This window comes from Mycobacterium sp. 1164966.3, assembly GCF_001665395.1.
GTDB lineage: Bacteria > Actinomycetota > Actinomycetes > Mycobacteriales > Mycobacteriaceae > Mycobacterium.
This window is the reverse complement of the sequence record NZ_LZSG01000005.1, coordinates 81,838-101,776: the sequence shown is the minus strand read 5'-3', so window position 1 is coordinate 101,776 and position 19,939 is coordinate 81,838. Positions and strand designations below refer to the sequence as shown.

The following is a 19,939-nucleotide window of genomic DNA, read 5'->3' as shown; positions in this document are numbered from 1 at the left end:
TGCTCGGGCTTCTCCCGGCGGTTGTTATGCGCCGGATTTCCGCCGACCCATAATTATGCTAGATAGCATATGAGACAACCATACAGTAAGCAAGATCCATTCCCGGTTAAGGGTCGGTGTACTGCGGAGAACGGGATAGCAACACCGGACGTGCCCGATCGGAAAATCCGTCTGATTTCGGCCTCTGTATGTGGTATTGCATATTAGCTAGCTCTGCGTTTGACTGGCCCGATGACTGATTCGCAGCCTTCAGCGTCGGAGCTACCCAGCCTGGACACCGTGACTCTCGAACGAGACGGGCATGTCCTGCTGATCGGCCTGAATCGGGCCCACAAGCGCAATTCGTTCGACCGCGCGATGTTGGCCGATCTGGCTCGCGCGTACGGATTGCTGGAATCCGACGCCTCGGTGCGCGCCGGAGTGCTGTTCGCGCACGGTGACCACTTCACCGCGGGTCTGGATCTCGTCGATGTCGCACCGGCCATCGCGGCTGGTGAGCGGCCGGTTCCGGAGGACGGCCGCGACCCCTGGCGGCTGGACGGGCCGTGGACCACGCCGCTGGTGGCGGTCGCACACGGTTGGTGCATGACGCTGGGCATCGAGCTGCTGTTGGCAGCCGATATCCGGGTCGCCGCCGCAGATACGCGGTTCACGCAGCTGGAAGTGCAGCGCGGGATCTACCCGTTCGGCGGTGCGACGATGCGGCTGCCACGCGAGGCCGGGTGGGGCAACGCCATGCGCTGGCTGCTCACCGGCGATGAGTTCGACGCCGCCGAGGCACACCGCATCGGCCTGGTGCAAGAAGTCGCCGACGATGCGTCCGCAGCGCTGGCCCGCGCCCGGGAAATAGCGCACACCATCGCCGACCGCGCGGCGCCGTTGGGCGTTCAGGCCACGCTGGCGTCGGCGCACACGGCACGCGATCACGGCGACGCTTCCGCGATCGAGCGGCTGGTCCCGGTTATCACCGAACTGTTCAGCAGCGCTGACGCCGCCGAGGGTGTGCAGTCGTTCATCGAACGACGGCAAGCCCGTTTCCAGGGTCGCTAGCTCTCCAGCGTGTAGCCCATCGGCATCAGGACGCTCTTCTGCTGGGTGAAGTGCTCGACACCTTCAGGTCCGTTCTCGCGGCCGATGCCGGAATTCTTGTAGCCGCCGAATGGACAGCAGGGATCGAACGCATACCAGTTGATGGCGTAGGTCCCGGTGCGGATCTTCTCTGAGATCTCAATGCCGCGCGGCACATTCGCGGTCCACACGCTGCCGGCCAGCCCGTACACCGAATCGTTGGCGATCTTGATCGCGTCGTCCTCGGTGTCATACGGAATGATGCTCAGCACCGGCCCGAAAATCTCCTCCTGGGCGATCGTCATTTTGTTGTCGACGTCGGCAAATACGGTGGGCTGCACGAAGAAGCCGTTGTCCAGCCCCTCGGGTCGCCCGCCCCCGCACACCAGCCGGGCGCCCTCCTCGATTCCCTTGGCGATGTATCCCTCGACCCGGGCGCGCTGCTTCTCCGAGATCAGCGAACCGATCTGGGCGGCCGCGTTGGATGGCGGCCCGACCGGCAGCGCCTGCACGAAGTTGCTTACCGCGTCGACGATCTCGTCGTAACGCGAGCGCGGCGCCAGGATGCGGGTCTGGCCTACGCAGGCCTGACCGGTGTTCATGATCCCGGAGAACACGAGCATCGGGACCGCAGCGGCCAAGTCGACATCGTCGAGCACGATCGCGGCCGATTTCCCGCCGAGCTCCAGCGTGCACGGCTTCAGCATTTCGGCGGCACGGCGGCCGATCTCCTTGCCGACGCCGGAGCTGCCGGTGAAGGTGAACAGGTCGACGTCGCGGTTCGACGTCAGCGCCTGTCCGGTCTCGATGCCGCCGGGCACCACGGACAGCACACCTTCGGGCAGACCGGCTTCGGCGAACACCTCGGCCAAAGCGTTTGCGGTCAAGGGCGTTTCGGCGGCTGGCTTGAGCACCACCGTGCAGCCGGCCAGCAAGGCCGGACCCAGCTTGTTGACCGCGAGGAACAGCGGCACGTTCCAGGCGATGATCGCGCCGACCACGCCGATCGGCTCACGATGGACGATGGTCTGCCCGTAGGAGCCATTGCGAATATCCCGCCACTTCACCTGGTCGACTGCAGGCCCGGCGAAGAAGTTCAGCGCACCCATCGAACCCATCCAATGCATCGTCTCGATGGTGGTCGGCGGTTGGCCGGTCTCGTCGGCGAGCAGCTTGGCGAACACCGGCTTGCGCTCCTCGAGCAACTTGACCGCGCTCGCGATGACGGCCGCGCGTTCCTTCGGCGGCGTCGAGGGCCAGGGGCCGGTGTCGAAGGCGGCGCGGGCAGCGGCAACGGCGGCGTCCACGTCGGCCGCCGCTGCCAGCGGCACCTTGCCGACGTACTCGCCGGTCGCCGGGCAGTGCACCTCGATGACCTCGGACGTCGACGGCTCCGTCCACTTGCCGCCGATGAAGAGTTTGTCGTATTCGGTCGTGGCGTCAGTCATATTGCGCCGCTCCTCCTCGCCTATTTCGTCGCTGCGCGCTATATCGTCGCCGGCGCGCATGGCGCCACCCTACCCAAGGCGCAGCAAGATTAGAACATGTTCCATTATCGCGGTTGGAGCACCAGCACGAGATTGCTGACCAGGAACTCTCGCAGCACCGGCACCGCGGTCAGCCACCATGCCCATCGCGGGTGGTAGCGCGGAAAAGCGGCGATGACTGCGCCGGTGCCGGAGGCCCAGTTCAGCCCGTCGGCCGCGGACACCGCGAATAACGACGACCCGTAGTTGTTCTTTGCCGGATGACCGTGCCTGCGCGCATAGCGGGCGGCGGCGCGGTATCCACCGAGATAGTGGCTCAGCCCCATCTCGTGCCCTCCGAAGGGCCCGAGCCACACCGTGTAGGACAGCACCGCCAGCCCGCCCGGCCTGGTGACTCGCAGCATCTCGTCGCCCAGCTGCCAGGGCCGCGGCACGTGTTCGGCGACGTTGGACGACAAGCAGATGTCCACCGAGTCGTCGGCGAAGGGCAGCGCCATGCCCGATGCCCGGACGAACATGCCTGAGCCCCGGGGTGGGGCCGGTCCGCTCGCATGCATCTCGTTCGGGTCCGGTTCTAGACCGATGTATCGGATGCCGGCGTCGGCAAAGGCACTCCCGAAGTAACCCGGGCCGCCGCCGACGTCGAGCAGGGTGCGGCCGACGGGCGACTCACCGTGAGTGGCCCGCCACAGATCACCGATCATGGTCGCGGTGTCGGCGGCCAGTGCGCCGTAGAAGCGCGCCGGGTCCGGCTGTTCGTTGCGGAATTCGGACAGCAGCCGCAGCGAGCGGGCCAGCGTCGCCCGCCGCGCGAAAATGTCGGTCGCCGCCACTCGCAACACCCTACGGCCGTTACCGGTTAGGCTGACGACTTATGTCTGACCTGCGCTCGGTACTGCTGCTGTGCTGGCGCGATACCGGTCATCCACAGGGCGGCGGCAGCGAGACCTACCTACAGCGCATCGGCGCTCAACTGGCCGCCTCCGGGATCGAGGTCACCTTGCGCACTGCGCGCTATCCGGGCGCGCCGCGACGGGAAGTCGCCGACGGGGTGCGGATCAGCCGCGCCGGTGGGCGGTACTCGGTGTACATCTTGGCGCTGTTGGCGATGGTCGCCGGCCGATTCCGGCTCGGGCCACTGCGACGAGTGCGCCCCGACCTGGTCGTCGATACCCAGAACGGCCTGCCTTTCCTTGCCCGGTTGGTGTACGGGCGACGGGTGGTGGTGCTCGTGCACCACTGTCACCGCGAGCAATGGCCGGTGGCGGGCCCTGTGATCTCGAAGGTCGGCTGGTTCGTCGAGTCGACGCTGTCGCCGCGGCTGCACCGGCACAACCAGTACCTGACGGTGTCGCTGCCGTCGGCGCGCGATCTGGTCGCGCTGGGGGTGGGCAACGAGCGGATCGCGGTGGTACGCAACGGTCTCGACGAGGCACCGGCGCTTACCCTGTCCGGACCGCGGGCCGCAGCGCCCCGGGTGGTCGTGCTCTCGCGACTGGTGCCGCACAAGCAGATCGAGGACGCGCTGGAGGCCGTGGCGGAGCTACGGCCGCGCATTCCGGGTCTGCACCTCGAGATCGTCGGCGACGGCTGGTGGCGGCAGCGGCTCGTCGATCACGTCCAGCGGCTCGACATCGGCCCGGCGGTGACATTCCATGGCCACGTCGACGACGTGACGAAACACCATGTGCTGCAAAGCGCGTGGGTGCATGTGCTGCCTTCGCGCAAGGAAGGCTGGGCGCTCGCGGTGGTCGAGGCGGCCCAGCACCGCGTCCCCACTATCGGCTACCGGTCGTCGGGCGGATTGTCCGACTCGATCGTCGACGGGGTGACCGGGGTGCTGGTGGACGACCGCGCCCAATTGGTGGACCGGCTCGAGCAACTGCTGTCCGACCCGGTGCTGCGAGACCAGCTCGGCACCAAAGCGCAGACGCGCAGCGCCGAATTCTCCTGGCGGCAAAGCGCCGACGCGATGCGCAGTGTGCTGGAGGCGGCGCAAGCCGGCGGCTTCGTCAGCGGTGTGATGTAGAGCGCGAGCAGACGCAAAATCGCCCATTTTGGCAACGAAATGGGCGATTTTGCGTCTGCTCGCGTTAGGACGGGCGCCGGCGCCAGCCGGTGAGTACTGCCCCGGCAGCGGCCCCGAAGAGTAGCGCCAGCCATGCCCAATGCGCGATCAACGTCGCCCGCACGCGACTAACGGGCGCGCCGCCGGTATGCCCACCGATCCAGTACACGGCGATTTGGCCGTCGCGATAGGTCGGTGTCAGCGCGTCGACGGTGCGCGCCGCATCGCCCATGTCGCCGGCGGTGTCCGACTCGACCACCAGCCACGCCACCCCCGCGGCGGCCAACGTAGCGGGATCCTGCCCGGCCCGCAGCAACTCCTGCACCGAACGGGCATGCGTCCCTTCTCCGGGGATCGTCACGCCGGAAATGGTGAGATCACCGGTGCTCAGCACGTCGGCGCGCACCCAGCGCGGTAGCGGATCGAGTACCGGTGCCGGACCCGACCAGAAGTACATCCGCATGGTGCCGGCCGGCAGCACCGCCACCGTTCCCGGCCGCGCGTTGACTGCGGCCGCCACTGCGCTCCACCCGGGCGGGTATCGCACCGACTGAACCTTGCCCCAGACGCCCCAAGCCAGATCGGGCAGCGCGAGAATCAACGCGAAGCAGCAGACCAGCGCCGTCAAGCCGGGCTGCGACAGCCGGCGCAGCGTCACCAACGCCCCCGCGCCGGACAGCGCGTAGCCCGGCATCGCCAGCGCCACCCACTTCTGTCCGTCGCGCAGCACACCGAAGCCGGGGAAGGCGTCGACCAGCGTCCGCAGCACATGCAGGCCGGGGCCCGTCGCCAAAGCGGCCGGGACCACCACGGCCACCGCCGCCAGCACCAGCAGCGGCACCGCAGCCGGGAGGCGCACGACTGACGGTAGTCCGACGGCCACCAAGCCCAACAGCACCACGGCCGACGAGACGGCCAAAAGCGTTGTCCGCGAAGTGGGTACGGCTTCGCCGTTCCAGATGCCGCCGAGGCTGGCCAGGCTACCGAGCGTGCCCAGCCCAGGCTCGGCGCGAGGCGCGAAGGCGGTCACCCCGAGTGCGTTCGCCGGCGTACGCGACGGCAACGACGAGCCCAGCGCCGCTGCCGTGAGCCACGGCAGCGCAGCCACCACGGCCGCACCCAGAGCCACCGCCGAGCACAGCCAGCGTGACCGGCCCTCGCCGCGCACTGCGGCGCTGACCAGCGCCACCGTCGCGGCCAGCAGCAACCCCGTCGGGGTTAGCCCGGCCAACGCGACCCAAAAGGCGAGTTCGAAGATTCCCCTCCACATCCCGTCGGGCGCTGAGCGCAGGGTCAGCATCGCCGCGGCGACCCAGGGCAAGCAGCCGTAGCCAACCAGCAGGCTCCAGTGACCCTGTAGCAGCCGTTCGCCGACATAGGGATTCCAGATCGCCAGGGTGATCGCGACGAACTGGCCCCCGGCGCCCGCCGCGGGCAGCGCCACCGCAACCAATCGCGCCGCGCCCCAGCCCGCCAGCCACAATCCCAAGACCAGCAGTGCCTTCACCACGAGGCCGCCGTCGAGCACGTGCGAGGCCAGTGCAACGGCGAAATCCTGCGGCGTCGCCCGCGGCGCCGCCGTCAATCCCAGCGCGGTGTCGGAGATATACGACCGGGGAGTGGAAACCGCATCGCGCAGCAGCAGGTATCCGGGTCCCAGCGCCGGCCCGATCACCAGCAGCGCAAGGAGCAACGCGTAGCCCGGCCGGGACCAGTACTGAGCCTGGCGGAGTACTGCGGTCACCCCGTCGTTAGGCCTCCACGGTTGGGGCGCCCGCGCCCGGGGGATCCGGTGGGGGATCAGGCGGGCTGGGATCCGGATGCAGATCCGGACGCTGCGTGGGCAATTTCTCGGTCTCGGCCTCGGCGCCCGGCACCGGCTCGTCGAGTCCGCGGCCGTAGTAGTCGTGGTCGCCGCGGTCCAGGCCCGGATCGATCAACGCGCTCTCGGTGCGCAGGCTGAACGACGCCAGCAATCCACCGCCGACCAGCGCGATCAAGCCGACCGCGGTGAACGTGATCGGTAGCACCCGCGACCACAGCGCCAGCCGATCACGCTCGTCGCGCGCTGCGTTCACCTGGGACTCGACGGTGTCTTCGGTGAAGGTGACCGTGTAGTCGGCCAGCCGCACTTCCGGCTTCATCTTGTCGCGAGCGAAGTAGTGGTTGGCGCGCTCGGTTTTTTTGACGATGGTGCCCGTCACCGGGTCCACCCAGAACGTCCGCTGCGCGGCGTAGTAGCGCGTCATCGTGATCTGTTCGTCGGGCTCGCCGGCCACCCCCCACATCTTCGCGGAGGTGGTGATCTTGCCGTCCTCTCTGTTGGTCAACAGCGACGGGTACTCGATGGGGTCCGTCAGCGTGCCTGCGGCGTTGTAGCCGACGTTCTGTTTGAACCGGTATGTGGTCAAACCGTTGACGTCTTCTTCGTCCTCGAAGGTGGCGTCGAACGGCTTCTGCGCGATCGGGTCGAAGTATTGATACGTCTTCTTATCGGTGTGGAACGGGAATCGGTAGGACAGCCCGGTGTGCGGCAGCGGCGTGGTGGTCGGCGGATTGTCGTCGTTGAAAGCGCGCGGCTTCTGGACAAATCCGCTGGGGTTCGAGACCGCCATCGCGGTCTTGCGGTTGAGGGTGACGAAGTCGACGATCGCCAGCAGCAAGCCGGTGTCTTTTTGCTTGTCGGTGCGCCGCACCGAAGTACCTGCCTGAAACGTGACCACATCGGCATTGGCGGGGTTCTCGACGGTGATCTGCTGCTGCGAGACCAGCTGCACGTTCTGGTTCGTGACGACGTGGTCGGTTGACAGGGACGCCGCGTCGAGCGCCGTGCCGCTGCCGTTACTGATCAGTGTGGCGTCGACATTCAGCGGGATCTTGGTGATTCGTTTGCTCGTGTACGTCGACAACAGCAACGCCGCGATCAGCAGAGCGGCGCCGAGTCCGATGATCCCGCATGCGCCGAATCGCAACATGACCGCCCGATTCACGTTGCTGTGACCTCCTCCTGATGCATTGCAGTCCATTGGACTCGTCGGTCGCGACCCGCTCCGACCTGACCAAGCAGCGAGGCAAACCCGTTCGACCCTAACAGCAGAATATGGGTGTACCCGATTGTCGTGCGCTGCAGGACGGGCAAACTGGGACGGTGAGCGATGCCCAGCAGGTCGGCGGGGTCCGCAGCTTCCTGCCCGCCGTTGAGGGAATGCGCGCGTGTGCCGCCATCGGCGTCGTCGTCACCCACGTCGCGTTTCAGACCGGCCACTCCGGCGGTGTGTTCGGTCGGTTGTTCGGCCGGTTCGATCTGGCCGTCGCGGTGTTCTTCGCGTTGTCAGGGTTCCTGTTGTGGCGCGGACATGTCGCGGCCGCACGCGATCTGGGGCCCCGGCCGCTGACCGGCCACTACCTGCGATCGCGGGTGGTCCGCATCATGCCCGCCTATCTGGTGGCGGTCGTGGTAATCCTGAGCCTGCTGCCCGACGCGGACCACGCCAGCCTGACGGTGTGGCTGGCTAACCTGACGCTCACCCAGATCTATGTGCCGCTGACCCTCACCGGCGGGCTGACCCAGATGTGGAGTCTGTCCGTCGAAGTCACCTTCTACCTGGCGCTGCCCGTGCTGGCGTTTCTTGCGCGCCGGATTCCGGTCGCCGCGCGGGTGCCGGCGATTGCGGCGCTGGGCGCACTCAGCTGGGCGTGGGGCTGGGTGCCGGTGAGCGGCGGTCCGGGGATCACGCCGCTGAACTGGCCGCCGGCGTTTTTCTCCTGGTTCGCCGCGGGCATGTTGCTGGCGGAGTGGGCCTACAGCCCCATCGGGTTGCCGCACCGAATGGCCCGCCGCCGGGTGCCGATGGCCGTCATCGCGGTGCTGGCCTACCTGGTGGCGGCCTCCCCGCTGGCCGGTCCGGAGGGGCTGGTCCCGGGCACGGCCGTCCAATTCGCGATCAAGACGGCGACGGGGTCGCTGGTGGCGTTCGCGCTCGTGGCCCCGTTGGTGTTGGACCGGCCCGAGACGCCGCACCGATTGCTGGGCAGCCCGGTCATGGTGACCCTGGGGCGTTGGTCGTACGGCCTTTTCATCTGGCACCTGGCCGCGCTGGCGATGGTGTTTCCGGTGATCGGCACCTTCCCGTTCAGCGGGCGGATGCCCACCGTGCTGGTGCTGACGGTGATTTTCGGTTTCGCGATTGCGGCAGTCAGTTATGCCCTGGTCGAGTCGCCGTGCCGGGAAGCGTTGCGGCGCTGGGAGAAACGTGCCCACCCCGCCGAAGTCTCGGTGAGTGATCCGGAAGCGGAAGCCATCGCTCCCTGAGCTATTGGCCGACGACGTCGATGACGATGGTGGTGATGTTGTCGGGCCCGCCACCGTTGTTGGCCGCTTCGATCAGCGCCGCGCATGCCGCACGTGGACTCGGCTGGGAGCCGAGGATCTGGGCCAGCGACGCATCGTCGACCACTCCGTGCAAACCGTCGCTGCACAGCATTACGCGGTCGCCCGGCTGCAAATCGACTGCGGAAACATCGGGATGCGCCGGCGGAGCCATGCCCACATGCCGCGTGATCACGCTGCGCGACGGATGCGCCCGGGCATTCTGCGGCTCGACTTCCCCCGCATCGACCAGGGCCTGGACCAGGCTGTGGTCGCGAGTCAGGCGATGCAATTGCTGGTTGCGGTACAAGTAGCCGCGGCTGTCGCCCAGATGGCCGACCAATGCTCGCAGACCGGAGACGACCACGGCCACCACCGTGGTGCTGGCTCCGGCCATCCCGGGATCGTTGTCGCCGCTGCTGCGCAAGTTGTTCGAGATTTCGGCGATCGCGGTGGCCAGCCGCTCGGGAGCGGTGGGGTCGTCCAGGCCGACGGAGTCGAGGTGGCGTTGCAGGTATTGCGGGAGCAAGTCGACAACCATTTCGGCGGCCCGGTCGCCGTGGCTGCTGGAGGCAACGCCGTCGGCGACTATGAACAGACCCTGCTCGGCATTGACTCCCCAGCGGTCCTGGTTACTGGTTCGTTGACGGCCGGTGTCGCTGAGGCCGGCGTAATCAACGGTGTGTGTGGGCATTTCGCCACCAGCCTCCCCGCTCATGGTCGTTCCCGACGGCCCGGCGCCGCTGAGAAATATAGTCTCAATCCAACACCCATGCTTGCGATTCCGCGACTCACCGTCATCATCGAACTTCACCAGATCGCAACCGCGCGATGACCTCATCTCGCACTGCTGACCGCCGCGCCTTGCCGGCGTCGTCGCGCAGCGGATTGCTGACGAATTCGACGACCCGGGGCACCTTGTACGCCTCGATGCGTTCGCGCAGAAACTGCTGCACCGCACCGGCGTCCAGCGTGGACCCGTCGGCGGTGTGCACCAGCGCGTACGGCACTTGGCCCAGATCGCCGTCGTTCGGGTCCGGTACACCGACGACCAGGCAGGACAGCACCTCCGGGTGAGCCGACAGCGCACCCTCGATCTCGGCGGGGTAGACGTTGCGCCCGCCGACGGTGAACATGTCGACCCGGCGGTCCGAGAGGTACAGGAACCCGTCGTCGTCGAAGTAGCCCAAGTCGCCCAAAGAGTCCCAGCCGTCGCGAGTCTTGGCGTTGACGCCGACGTAACGGTAGGTGGGCGCGCTGCCCGGAGCAGGCCGCATGTAGATCTCGCCGACGACGCCGGGCGGGCACTCCCGGCCGTCGTCGTCGAGCACCTTCATCTCACCGGCGACCACCGTGCCGACCGAGCCGCGATGCGTCAGCCACTGGTCGCCGGAGATGAAGGTCAGCGCCTGTAATTCGGTGCCGCCGTACAGTTCCCACACCACTTCGCGACCCAGCAGATCGATCCACGCCTGCTTGACCGCCGGCGGGCAAGGCGCTCCCAGGTGCCAGAACCGTCGGATCGACGACAGGTCATAGGAGTCCGGATCGTCTTCCCGACTGGCTTGGTACACCGGCAAAACCCGTTGCATGATCGTCGGGACTGTGGTCAGGAAGGTGACCCGGTGGTCGGTGATCAGCCGCAGGAACTCGTGCGGGTCGAACCGCCGCATCAGCACCAGGTGGTGGCGCATCAGCAGCGCGATCACCGCTGTGGTGCAGCCGGTGTTGTGACTCAACGGCACCGGCACCAGCGTGGTGTCGCCCTCTTGCGCGCCCAGCGGATAGCCGATGGCCGACGGGACCCGGCTGTCCCCGCCGGCCTCGATGAGCTTGGGCCGGCCCGTGCTGCCTCCCGACGCCAGCGACTTCCAGCACGGCGACACCGCCTCCGGTAGCGGGGCATCGGACAGGCCGGAGTCCGGAACGAAACCCGCTGGGACGCTGGGGATTCCGGGGCTCGATCGGCCGACCAGCAGGGCGCGGGGCTTCAGTTGCAGCAGGGCCTCGAACTCCGCGTCCGGCAATCGTGGGGACAGCGGCTGCGGCACCGCACCGAGCTTCCAGCACGCCACCGCGGCCTGCACCCACTCGACGGAGTTGGGCAGTGCGATGGTCACGTAATCGCCCGTGCCCACGCCACGCTCGGCGTAGGCGCGCGCCAGCCGGTTGGTCGAGATGTCCAGCTCGGCACGGGTGATGGTGCGTCCGTCGCTGCTGACCGCCGGTTCGTCGGGAGCAAGTCGGGCCAGGGCCGAGATCTGCGCGCCGATCGGCGGGACGGGCGCCGTCACTGATAGGCGCCCTGCCGCTCGAAGATGCGTCGGGGGTTGTCCACGAGCATGGTGTGCAGCTGCTCGTCGGTGACGCCGCGCTGCTTGAGCGCCGGGATCACGTCGTTGTGGATGTGCAGGTAGTGCCAGTTGGGCGCGGCCACCGCGAGCATCTCCTCGGGCAGAGCGTCGAAGTAGCAGTTGGCGTCGTGCGAGAGCACCATCTTGTCGGCGTGCCCGCGCTCGCACATCGTCGCGACGATGTTCACCCGCTCCTCGAACGGCAGGATCACGTCGATGCCGAACCTGTCCATCCCCAGGTACGAGCCGGCGGCGATGAGTTCCTCGAGGTAGCCGACGTCGGTGCTGTCGCCTGAGTGGCCGATGATCACCCGGCTCAAGTCGACGCCTTCTTCTTCGAAGATGCGCTGCTGCTCGAGTCCGCGGCGCAGGCCCGCATGGGTGTGCGTGGAGATCGGCACCCCGGTGCGTTTGTGCGCCTGGGCGACGGCGCGCAGCACCCTTTCGACACCGGGGGTGATACCGGGTTCGTCGGTGGCGCACTTGAGGATTCCGGCCTTGATGCCGGTGTCGGCGATGCCCTGCTCGATGTCGCGGACGAACATGTCGGTCATGATCTCCGGGCCGCCCAGCTGCGCGCCGGGACCCATGTAGTGGAAGCAGAACGGGACGTCGTTGTAGGTATACAAACCGGTGGCGACGACAATGTTCAGGTCGGTGGACGCGGCCACCTTCGCGATGCGCGGGATGTAGCGGCCCAGCCCGATCACCGTCAGGTCGACGATGGTGTCCACGCCGCGGGCCTTCAGCTCGTTGAGCCGCGCGACAGCGTCGGCCACCCGCTTTTCTTCGTCGCCCCAAGCCTCCGGATAGTTGAGCGCGATTTCGGTGGTCATGATGAACACGTGCTCATGCATGAGCGTGACGCCGAGATCGGCGGTATCGATGGGTCCGCGGGCGGTATTTAGTTCTGACACGTAACCGATGCTAAGTCGCTGCAGGTCGCTTCGGCCCCCTTTTATAAGGCTTCTCGCGGTGCAGCCCCGGGGGCAGTGCGGTTGCAGTACCGTCTACCCGTCGTTAGTCGGAACCCGCGGGAGCCACCATGCTGCTGAACCCAAACAACCTGACACGCCGTTACCCCGACGCGCGCTCGGGAGAAATCATGGCCGCGACGGTGGACTTCTTCGAATCCCGTGGAAAGGCGCGACTGAAGCACGACGACCACGAGCGCGTCTGGTACTCCGACTTCCTCGACCATGTCGGACGGGAGCGGCTGTTTGCCTCCCTGCTGACGCCGGCCGAGTACGGGGCCGCCGATTGCCGTTGGGACACCTACCGAATCAGCGAGTTCGCCGAAATCCTTGGCTTCTACGGGCTGAACTACTGGTACCCCTTCCAGGTGACGGCCCTGGGCCTGGGCCCGATCTGGATGAGCGACAACGAAGACGCGAAACGCAAGGCCGCCGCCCAACTGGAGCAGGGCGAGGTGTTCGCGTTCGGCCTGTCCGAGCAGACCCACGGCGCCGACGTCTACCAGACCGACATGATCCTGACCCCGTCGGAACACGGGTGGACGGCCAACGGCGAGAAGTACTACATCGGCAACGCCAACGTGGCCAGGATGGTCTCCACGTTCGGCAAGATCGCCGGCGACACCCCGGACAAGGACGAGTACGTGTTCTTCGCCGCCGACTCGCAGCACGACCGCTACGACCTGATCAAGAACGTCGTCAACTCGCAGAACTACGTGGCGAACTACGCCCTGCGCGACTACCCGGTCACCGAGGCCGATCTGCTGCATCGCGGCATCGGCGCGTTCCACGCCGCCCTCAACACCGTCAACGTCTGCAAGTACAACCTGGGTTGGGGCGCCATCGGCATGTGCACGCACGCCATGTACGAAGCCGTCACGCACGCGGCGAACCGATACCTCTACGGCACCGTCGTCACCGACTTCACCCACGTGCGACGGCTGCTCACCGACGCCTATGTGCGCCTGGTGGCCATGCGGCTGGTCGCCGGCCGCGCGTCGGACTACATGCGCAGCGCATCGGCCGACGATCGCCGCTATCTGCTGTATAGCCCGCTCACCAAGGCCAAGATCACCAGCGAGGGCGAGCGGGTCATCATCGCGCTGTGGGATGTCATCGCCGCCAAGGGTGTGGAGAAGGACACCTTCTTCGAGACGGTGGCCCGCGAGATCGGCCTGCTCCCGAGGCTGGAAGGAACCGTCCACATCAACATCGGGCTGCTGGCCAAGTTCATGCCCAACTACCTGTTCGCCCCCGACGCCGCGCTGCCCTTGATCCCGCGCCGTGACGACGCGGCCGACGACTCCTTCCTGTTCGCCCAGGGGCCGACGGGCGGACTGGGCAAGGTGCGCTTCCACGACTGGCGCGCGCCGTTCGACAGTTATGCCCATCTGCCTAATGTCGCGCTGCTGCGGGACCAGATCGACGTGCTGGCCGAGATGCTGGCCGCCGCGACACCTGATGCGGCACAACAGAAAGACATCGACTTCGCCTTCGGTGTCGGACAGATCTTCGCCTTGGTGCCGTACGCGCAGCTGATCCTCGAGGAAGCCCCGCTTTCCGGTGTGGACGAGCCGCTGATCGACGAGATCTTCGCGCTGTTGGTACGCGACTTCAACACCTATGCCGTCGAACTGCACGACAAGGCCGCGACGACGGACGAGCAGGCTCGTTTCGCGATGCGGATGGTTCGCCGCCCGAGCGCCGACCGCGGCCGCTACGACCAGGTGTGGAAAGAGCACGTGCTGCCCATCAACGGGGCATACGCCATGCGGCCGTAGCTTCGGCTTCGGGCTTTGAATGTGAATCCAGGGCGTTGCGTGTGAATCGTGGGCTTTGCGAGTTCAGCCAGGGCGGAACTTCGCGCCGAATCCCGCCCTTCAAAATCGTCAGCTCACTCCGAACGCCTAGCCGCTCCTTGACTGTGAGCTAGCTCACCGTAGAATGACCAGTGGTCATTCCTGCTAGGAGGCGCGATGCCGACGGTGACGTGGGGGCGAGTCGATCCGGCCCGTCGAGCGGCCATCGTGGAAGCCGCGGAAGCCGAATTCGGAGCCAATGGCTTCTCCCAAGGCAGCCTGAACGTCATCGCGCGACGCGCCGGCGTCGCCAAGGGCAGCCTGTTCCAATACTTTGCGGACAAGCGCGACCTGTATGCGTTCATCGCCGACGTCGGCAGCCAGCGCGTGCGGTCCTACATGGAAGCCCGCATCCGCGAACTCGACTCGAGCAGGCCGTTTTTCGAATTTCTCACCGACCTGCTGGACGACTGGGTCGCCTACTTCGCCGACCATCCGCACGAACGTGCGCTTCATGCGGCGGCGAGCCTCGAGGTCGACACCGATGCCCGCATCAGTGTGCGGTCCGTCATCCATCGCCACTATCTGCAAGTGTTGCGGCCCTTGGTGCGCGACGCGCAGGCCCGCGGTGACCTACGGGCGGATTCCGACACCGACGCACTGCTTTCGCTGCTGCTGCTGATCTTCCCGCACCTGGCGCTGGCCCCGTACATGCGCGGTCTGGACCCGGTTCTCGGGCTCGACGAACCCTCGCCGGACCAGCCGGCGTTGGCCGTGCGCAGGTTGGTCGCGGTGCTTGCCACCGCGTATTCGCCTGTCCCGCAACCCATTAGCCCTGAACTGATCTGAGGAGGTCAACATGAATCGCACACGTCTGGGCTCGCTCGCTGCGGGCGGCCTGAACTGGGAAAGCCTGCCGCTGAAGCTGTTCGCCGGCGGCAACGCGAAGTTCTGGAATCCGGCCGACATCGACTTCTCCCGCGACCGGGCGGATTGGGAGCGGCTGACGGATATCGAACGTGACTACGCCATCCGGCTGTGCGCCCAGTTCGTCGCCGGCGAGGAATCGGTGACCGAGGACATCCAGCCGTTCATGTCGGCGATGCGGGCCGAGGGGCGGCTCGGCGACGAAATGTATCTGACTCAGTTCGCGTTCGAGGAAGCCAAGCACGTTCAGGTGTTCCGCATGTGGCTCGACGCGGTCGGCGTGACCCAGGATCTGCACAGCTATCTCGACGAGCTGCCCTCCTACCGGCAGATCTTCTACGACGAGTTGCCGGAGTGCCTCAGCGCGTTGACCACCGACCCGTCACCGGCCGCGCAGGTTCGCGCGTCGGTCACCTATAATCACATCGTCGAGGGCATGCTGGCGCTGACCGGCTATTACGCCTGGCACAAGGTCTGCGTGGAACGCGGAATTCTGCCCGGCATGCAAGAGCTGATCCGGCATATCGGCGACGACGAGCGACGCCACATGGCGTGGGGCACGTTCACCTGCCGGCGCCACGTCGCCGCCGACGACGCCAACTGGGCGGTCTTCGAAACGCGCATGAACGAGCTCATCCCGCTGGGGCTGTGCCTGGTCCAGGACGGGTTCGCCCTCTACGACGACCCCAAGCCGTTCGACCTGTCCGAAGACGAGTTCTTGCAGTACTCCACCGACAAGGGCATGCGGCGCTTCGGCACGATCTCCAGCGCGCGCGGGCGACCCCTCGAGGAGATCGACCTGGATTTCTCGCCGGTGCAACTGGAAGACACGTTCGCCGTCGAGGACGCACAGGCGCTGGCGGGGGCGTCGGCGTAATACTCAGCGCGCCGAGCGTGGGCTCCTGGTACGCAACCGCCCTCGAATCCGTCCGTAGCCCCCACACTCGGCAGCTGAAAGTTACCCGACCCAGACGGTTTTGGCGTTGCAGAATTCGCGGATGCCCAGACCCGCAAGCTCGCGGCCGTAGCCGGAGCGCTTGACGCCGCCGAACGGCAACTCCGGGTAGGAGACCGTCATCCCGTTGATGAAGACCTGCCCGGCCTCGATACCGTCGATGAAGCGCTGCTGCTCGGCCTCGTCATTGGTCCAGGCGTTGGATCCCAGCCCGAAGGTGGTGGCGTTGGCGATCTCGATGGCCTCGGCGGCGTCGGCGGCGCGGTACACCGAGGCGACGGGGCCGAATACCTCCTCGGTGTAGAGCGCCATGTCCTTGGTGATGTCGGTGACCACCGTCGGCGGGTAGAACCACCCGGGCCGCTCGGGCCGCTCACCGCCGCAACGGATCACCGCGCCCGCCGCGGCGGCGTCCTCCACTTGCTTGGCGACCTCGTCGCGGCCAGACTCGGTGGCCAGGGGGCCCACGTCGGTGTCCGGGTCGGTCGGGTCGCCTACCCGCAACGCGGCCATCCGCTCGACGAACTTGTCGACGAAGGCGTCATAGATGTCGGCATGCACGATGAACCGCTTGGCGGCGATGCAGGACTGGCCGTTGTTCTGCACCCGCGCGGTGACCGCGGTCTTGACCGCCTCGTCGAGGTCTGCCGACGGCATCACGATGAACGGGTCACTGCCGCCGAGCTCGAGCACGGTGGGTTTGATCTCGTCGCCGGCGATGGCGCCGACGGATTGACCGGCCGGCTCGCTGCCGGTGAGTGTGGCCGCCGCGACCCGCGGGTCGCGCAGGATGGTCTCGACGGCGCTGGAGGGAACGAGCAGCGTCTGGAAGCAGCCCTCGGGAAAGCCGCCGCGGGTGATGACGTCGGACAGGTACAGCGCGCACTGCGGCACGTTCGACGCGTGCTTGAGAATGCCCACGTTGCCGGCCATCAGGGCCGGCGCCGCGAACCGGACGGCCTGCCACAGGGGGAAGTTCCACGGCATCACCGCCAGCACGACGCCCATCGGCTGATAGCGGGTGTAGGCCTTCTTGGCGCCGACCTTGGCGGCGTCAGCCGGCTCGTCGGCGAGCAGCTGCTCGGCGTGCTCGGCGTAGTAACGAAAACCCTTGGCGCACTTGATCGCTTCAGCCTTGGCCGAGGCCAGTGTCTTACCCATCTCCAGGGTCATCATGGCGGCGGTCTGCTCGGCCTCGGCCTCCAGCAGGTCGGCGGTGGCATTGGCCCACTCGGCGCGCTGGGCGAACGTGGTGTTGTGACGGTAGTCGAGGAACCGTTCGTAGGCGCGGGCTATCGCGGCTTCGACTTCTTGGTCGGTCGCGGGGTTGAAGGTCTGCACGGTTTCGCCGGTGGCCGGGTTGATCGAGGCGATGGGCACGGTGACATCCTCTGCTGCTTGTCTAAGCGGAAGGTTTCCAGCCCAGCCTGCCACTATCGTGGCCGGTGTGACTACCGCCGCTCAGTTGATGGTGAAGTGCCTGGAAAACGAGGGGGTCTCCGTCGTCTTCGGGTTGCCCGGTGAGGAGAACATCCGCTTCGTGCAGGCGCTGGCGTCCTCGGACATCCGCTATGTGCTGACCCGGCACGAGCAGGCGGCGGCCTTCATGGCCGAGATGTACGGCCGGGTCACCGGCCGTGCGGCCGTGGTGTCGGCCACCCTGGGGCCGGGCGCGATCAACATGCAACTCGGCGTAGCCGACGCCACCACCAACAGCACCCCCCTGGTCGCGATCTCGGCGCAGGTCGGCCACGACCGCGAGTTCAAAGAGTCGCACCAATACGTCGATCTGGTGTCGATGTACGCGCCGATCACCCGCTGGGCGGCCGGTGTCCCGACCGTGCAGGCCATCCCGGAGATGTTCCGCAAGGCATTCAAGGTCGCCGAAGCCGAACGGCCCGCGGCGGTCTACCTGGCCGTGCCGGAGCACATAGATACCGACGAGGCCGACTATCCCGAGTTAAAGCCCTTGCCACGCAACGTCGTTCGCGCTGACGCGCCGGCGTTCCGCCAGGTGGCACGGGCTGTCGACATTCTGCGCGAGGCGAAGTGCCCGGTGGCGCTGGCCGGTCATGGCGCCGCCCGCGGCGACGCCACCGCGGCCCTGGTCCGCTTTTCCGAAGAACTCGGTATCCCGGTCGCCAACACGTTCCACGGCAAGGGCGTCATGCCCGACGATCACCCCAACACCATCGGGACCCTGGGCTTCATGCGCCACGACTATGTGAACTTCGGGTTCGACGACGCCGACGTGATCATCGCGGTCGGCTACGAGCTACAGGAATTCGACCCCGTCCGGATCAACCCGAACGCCGACAAGAAGGTCATCCACATCCATCGCTTCCCGGCCGAGGTGGACCTGCACTATTCGGTCGACGTGGGGATCATCGGCGACATCAGCGCCTCGCTGGAAGCGTTGACCGAAGCGCTGGAAGGGCACCGCTTCAGCGGCGACGAAGACATCCCAGGCTCCGGCCTGCTGGCCGAGGAATTCGCTCGGGGACAACAGGATTCGCGCTACCCACTGGCCCCAGCCCGGGTGGTGGCCGACACCCGCGCCGCCCTGGGCCGCAGTGACGTCGTGCTGGTGGACACCGGCGCCACCAAGATGTGGATGGCGCGACTCTATCCGACCTATGAGCACAACACCTGCCTAGTGTCAAATGGATTGTCCACCATGGGGTTTGCGTTGCCCGGCGCACTGGGAGTGAAGCTGGCCAGGCCGGATGCCAAGGTGCTGGCCGTGGTGGGTGACGGCGCCTTCCTGATGAACTCACAGGAGATCGAGACCGCGGTCCGCGAACGGATACCGCTGGTGGTGCTGATCTGGGAGGACGACGGCTACGGGCTCATCGAATGGAAGATGGACCTCGAGCTCGGCGACCACTACTACGTGAAGTTCGGCAACCCGGACGTGGTGGGCTACGCGAAAAGCTTTGGCGCCAAAGGATATCGGATCAACGCCGCACAGGAGTTGTTGCCGACGCTGAAGGCAGCGCTGGACGACGACGGGGTGTCGGTGATCTCTTGCCCGGTGGACTACTCCGAGAATCTGCGGTTGACCGACCGGCTCGGTGAGTTGGACGAGACGTTGTAGTCATGCAGTTCCGGCAGCTGGAGTACTTCGTAGCGCTGGCTCGCGAGCGTCACTTCGCCCGTGCCGCCAGCGCCTGCTACGTGTCGCAGCCGGCGCTGTCGGAAGCCATCCGCAAGCTCGAACACGAGCTGAAGGTCCCGCTGGTCCGGCGGGGGAAGAAGTTCGAAGGCCTGACGCCCGAAGGCGAACGGCCGATACCGTGTACCTCATGCGGCGCATGGACTACGTCATCCAGTATGTCGAGTCGCTCGAACGATCGGTCACGTTCTACCGCGACGTGATCGGGCTAAAGGTGCGCATCGAGGGCGACGGCTACGTCGAATTCGAGATGCTCAACACCAAGTTCTCGCTTTTCGAGCGGTCGAAGCTGCCGGAGCTGATCGGCCGCGAAGGCGGCAATGCCCCGTGCGGCGAGATCGGGTTCCTGATCGACGACGTAGATGAGGAAGCGGAGCGACTGAAGGGTCTCGGCGTCGAGGTCCTCAGCGGCCCGGTGGACAGGCCGTGGCGGGAAAGGACGCTGCACATCGCCGACCCGGACGGCAACGTCATTGAATTCGCGCAGAAGCTCGGATGATTCGGTGCTGCTCAACCGCGGCCAGCGGCCGTTGCTGCCGGCTGCAGTGCCAATTTCCCTAGCGTCAGGTCGATTTCGCGATCTGGCCGGATTCTTTGTCGCTCGTCACAACGTCGTCTCTCGAACTTGTAGCGCCGCAAAAGATTGGGGCGCCGAGCGGCTGTCCGGGACGTCACTCTCAATGTCACCACCTAAGCGTCTGAGCGACCGTGGCGAACACGGGCGTCAGAGCTCCGACCACTTCTTCGGACACCACCTCCGCGA

16 protein-coding genes and 1 pseudogene are annotated in these 19,939 nt (G+C 66.6%); 9 read left to right on the top strand and 8 right to left on the bottom strand.

What is annotated here, in order from left to right; all coding sequences use genetic code 11:
- Positions 1–231: 231 nt before the first annotated feature.
- On the top strand, positions 232–1,050 hold the full coding sequence (locus A9W99_RS02435; RefSeq protein WP_067372832.1) for a crotonase/enoyl-CoA hydratase family protein: 819 nt from the start codon (positions 232–234) through the stop codon (positions 1,048–1,050).
- On the opposite strand, the gene A9W99_RS02430 is transcribed toward A9W99_RS02435, so the two are convergent.
- Both A9W99_RS02430 and A9W99_RS02425 read right to left on the bottom strand, forming a co-directional pair.
- On the bottom strand, positions 1,047–2,516 hold the full coding sequence (locus tag A9W99_RS02430; RefSeq protein ID WP_067373509.1) for an aldehyde dehydrogenase: 1,470 nt from the start codon (positions 2,514–2,516) through the stop codon (positions 1,047–1,049). The two genes, A9W99_RS02435 and A9W99_RS02430, sit on opposite strands and share 4 nt — an antisense overlap.
- A 104-nt stretch (positions 2,517–2,620) precedes the next feature.
- Positions 2,621–3,388, bottom strand: coding sequence for a class I SAM-dependent methyltransferase (locus A9W99_RS02425; protein ID WP_067372829.1), 768 nt, complete (start codon positions 3,386–3,388; stop codon positions 2,621–2,623).
- Between the two features lie 41 nt (positions 3,389–3,429).
- Between A9W99_RS02425 and A9W99_RS02420 the strand changes: the two genes are divergently transcribed.
- Positions 3,430–4,584 (top strand): glycosyltransferase family 4 protein, encoded by a 1,155-nt coding sequence (locus A9W99_RS02420; RefSeq protein WP_067372826.1) that lies wholly within the window; start codon positions 3,430–3,432, stop codon positions 4,582–4,584.
- A 64-nt stretch (positions 4,585–4,648) separates the two neighbouring features.
- Here A9W99_RS02420 and A9W99_RS02415 read toward each other — a convergent pair whose 3' ends face one another.
- Both A9W99_RS02415 and A9W99_RS02410 read right to left on the bottom strand, forming a co-directional pair.
- On the bottom strand, positions 4,649–6,367 hold the full coding sequence (locus A9W99_RS02415) for a hypothetical protein (RefSeq protein WP_067372823.1): 1,719 nt from the start codon (positions 6,365–6,367) through the stop codon (positions 4,649–4,651).
- A gap of 7 nt (positions 6,368–6,374) precedes the next feature.
- Positions 6,375–7,613: a DUF3068 domain-containing protein gene (locus tag A9W99_RS02410; RefSeq protein ID WP_172828792.1), complete on the bottom strand. Its 1,239-nt coding sequence runs from the start codon at positions 7,611–7,613 to the stop codon at positions 6,375–6,377.
- Between the two features lie 110 nt (positions 7,614–7,723).
- Here A9W99_RS02410 and A9W99_RS02405 point away from each other — a divergent pair, with 110 nt between their 5' ends.
- A complete protein-coding gene (locus tag A9W99_RS02405) occupies positions 7,724–8,935 on the top strand; it encodes an acyltransferase (protein WP_067372816.1) in 1,212 nt (403 codons plus the stop codon).
- Between the two features lies 1 nt (position 8,936).
- Here A9W99_RS02405 and A9W99_RS02400 read toward each other — a convergent pair whose 3' ends face one another.
- The 3 genes from A9W99_RS02400 to A9W99_RS02390 all read right to left on the bottom strand — a co-directional run bounded on the left by A9W99_RS02400 (position 8,937) and on the right by A9W99_RS02390 (position 12,263).
- Positions 8,937–9,686, bottom strand: coding sequence for a PP2C family serine/threonine-protein phosphatase (locus tag A9W99_RS02400; RefSeq protein ID WP_172828791.1), 750 nt, complete (start codon positions 9,684–9,686; stop codon positions 8,937–8,939).
- Positions 9,687–9,792: 106 nt separating this feature from the next.
- The gene (locus tag A9W99_RS02395) at positions 9,793–11,286 is read right to left on the bottom strand and encodes an AMP-binding protein (RefSeq protein WP_067372813.1); all 1,494 of its coding nucleotides are present in this window, start codon (positions 11,284–11,286) and stop codon (positions 9,793–9,795) included.
- Positions 11,283–12,263, bottom strand: a complete 981-nt coding sequence (locus tag A9W99_RS02390) for a phosphotriesterase (RefSeq protein WP_067372810.1) — start codon at positions 12,261–12,263, stop codon at positions 11,283–11,285. The genes A9W99_RS02395 and A9W99_RS02390 overlap by 4 nt, the downstream gene beginning before the upstream one ends.
- Before the next feature lie 128 nt (positions 12,264–12,391).
- On the opposite strand from A9W99_RS02390, the gene A9W99_RS02385 reads away from it, so the two are divergent.
- From A9W99_RS02385 to A9W99_RS02375, 3 genes are all read left to right on the top strand, one after another.
- Positions 12,392–14,101 (top strand): acyl-CoA dehydrogenase family protein, encoded by a 1,710-nt coding sequence (locus A9W99_RS02385; protein WP_067372807.1) that lies wholly within the window; start codon positions 12,392–12,394, stop codon positions 14,099–14,101.
- 195 nt (positions 14,102–14,296) lie between these two features.
- The gene (locus A9W99_RS02380) at positions 14,297–14,968 is read left to right on the top strand and encodes a TetR/AcrR family transcriptional regulator (RefSeq protein WP_067372804.1); all 672 of its coding nucleotides are present in this window, start codon (positions 14,297–14,299) and stop codon (positions 14,966–14,968) included.
- A gap of 10 nt (positions 14,969–14,978) precedes the next feature.
- Positions 14,979–15,923 carry a R2-like ligand-binding oxidase gene (locus A9W99_RS02375; protein WP_067372800.1) on the top strand — a complete coding sequence of 315 codons (945 nt, stop codon included), beginning with the start codon at positions 14,979–14,981 and terminating at the stop codon, positions 15,921–15,923.
- An 81-nt stretch (positions 15,924–16,004) separates the two neighbouring features.
- On the opposite strand, the gene A9W99_RS02370 is transcribed toward A9W99_RS02375, so the two are convergent.
- Positions 16,005–17,381 (bottom strand): NADP-dependent succinic semialdehyde dehydrogenase, encoded by a 1,377-nt coding sequence (locus A9W99_RS02370; protein WP_067372797.1) that lies wholly within the window; start codon positions 17,379–17,381, stop codon positions 16,005–16,007.
- A 67-nt stretch (positions 17,382–17,448) separates the two neighbouring features.
- Here A9W99_RS02370 and A9W99_RS02365 point away from each other — a divergent pair, with 67 nt between their 5' ends.
- The 3 genes and pseudogenes from A9W99_RS02365 (at position 17,449) to A9W99_RS02360 (ending at position 19,675) form a co-directional block, all read left to right on the top strand.
- Entirely contained in the window at positions 17,449–19,098 is a 1,650-nt protein-coding gene (locus A9W99_RS02365) for an acetolactate synthase large subunit (protein ID WP_067372794.1), read from the top strand.
- Between the two features lie 2 nt (positions 19,099–19,100).
- Positions 19,101–19,289: pseudogene (locus tag A9W99_RS25785) on the top strand (LysR family transcriptional regulator); the annotation flags it as partial.
- A gap of 17 nt (positions 19,290–19,306) precedes the next feature.
- Positions 19,307–19,675, top strand: a complete 369-nt coding sequence (locus A9W99_RS02360) for a VOC family protein (RefSeq protein ID WP_067373503.1) — start codon at positions 19,307–19,309, stop codon at positions 19,673–19,675.
- Positions 19,676–19,939: the final 264 nt, after the last annotated feature.

Bases quoted from the DNA above. Each gene is read 5' to 3' on its own strand.
- A9W99_RS02405 (WP_067372816.1), top strand. From the start codon at position 7,724: ATGGGTGTACCCGATTGTCGTGCGCTGCAGGACGGGCAAACTGGGACG.
- A9W99_RS02375 (WP_067372800.1), top strand. From the start codon at position 14,979: ATGAATCGCACACGTCTGGGCTCGCTCGCTGCGGGCGGCCTGAACTGG.
- A9W99_RS02360 (WP_067373503.1), top strand. From the start codon at position 19,307: ATGCGGCGCATGGACTACGTCATCCAGTATGTCGAGTCGCTCGAACGA.
- A9W99_RS02380 (WP_067372804.1), top strand. From the start codon at position 14,297: ATGCCGACGGTGACGTGGGGGCGAGTCGATCCGGCCCGTCGAGCGGCC.
- A9W99_RS02420 (WP_067372826.1), top strand. From the start codon at position 3,430: ATGTCTGACCTGCGCTCGGTACTGCTGCTGTGCTGGCGCGATACCGGT.
- A9W99_RS02435 (WP_067372832.1), top strand. From the start codon at position 232: ATGACTGATTCGCAGCCTTCAGCGTCGGAGCTACCCAGCCTGGACACC.
- A9W99_RS02430 (WP_067373509.1), bottom strand. From the start codon at position 2,516: ATGACTGACGCCACGACCGAATACGACAAACTCTTCATCGGCGGCAAG.
- A9W99_RS02385 (WP_067372807.1), top strand. From the start codon at position 12,392: ATGCTGCTGAACCCAAACAACCTGACACGCCGTTACCCCGACGCGCGC.
- A9W99_RS02400 (WP_172828791.1), bottom strand. From the start codon at position 9,686: ATGCCCACACACACCGTTGATTACGCCGGCCTCAGCGACACCGGCCGT.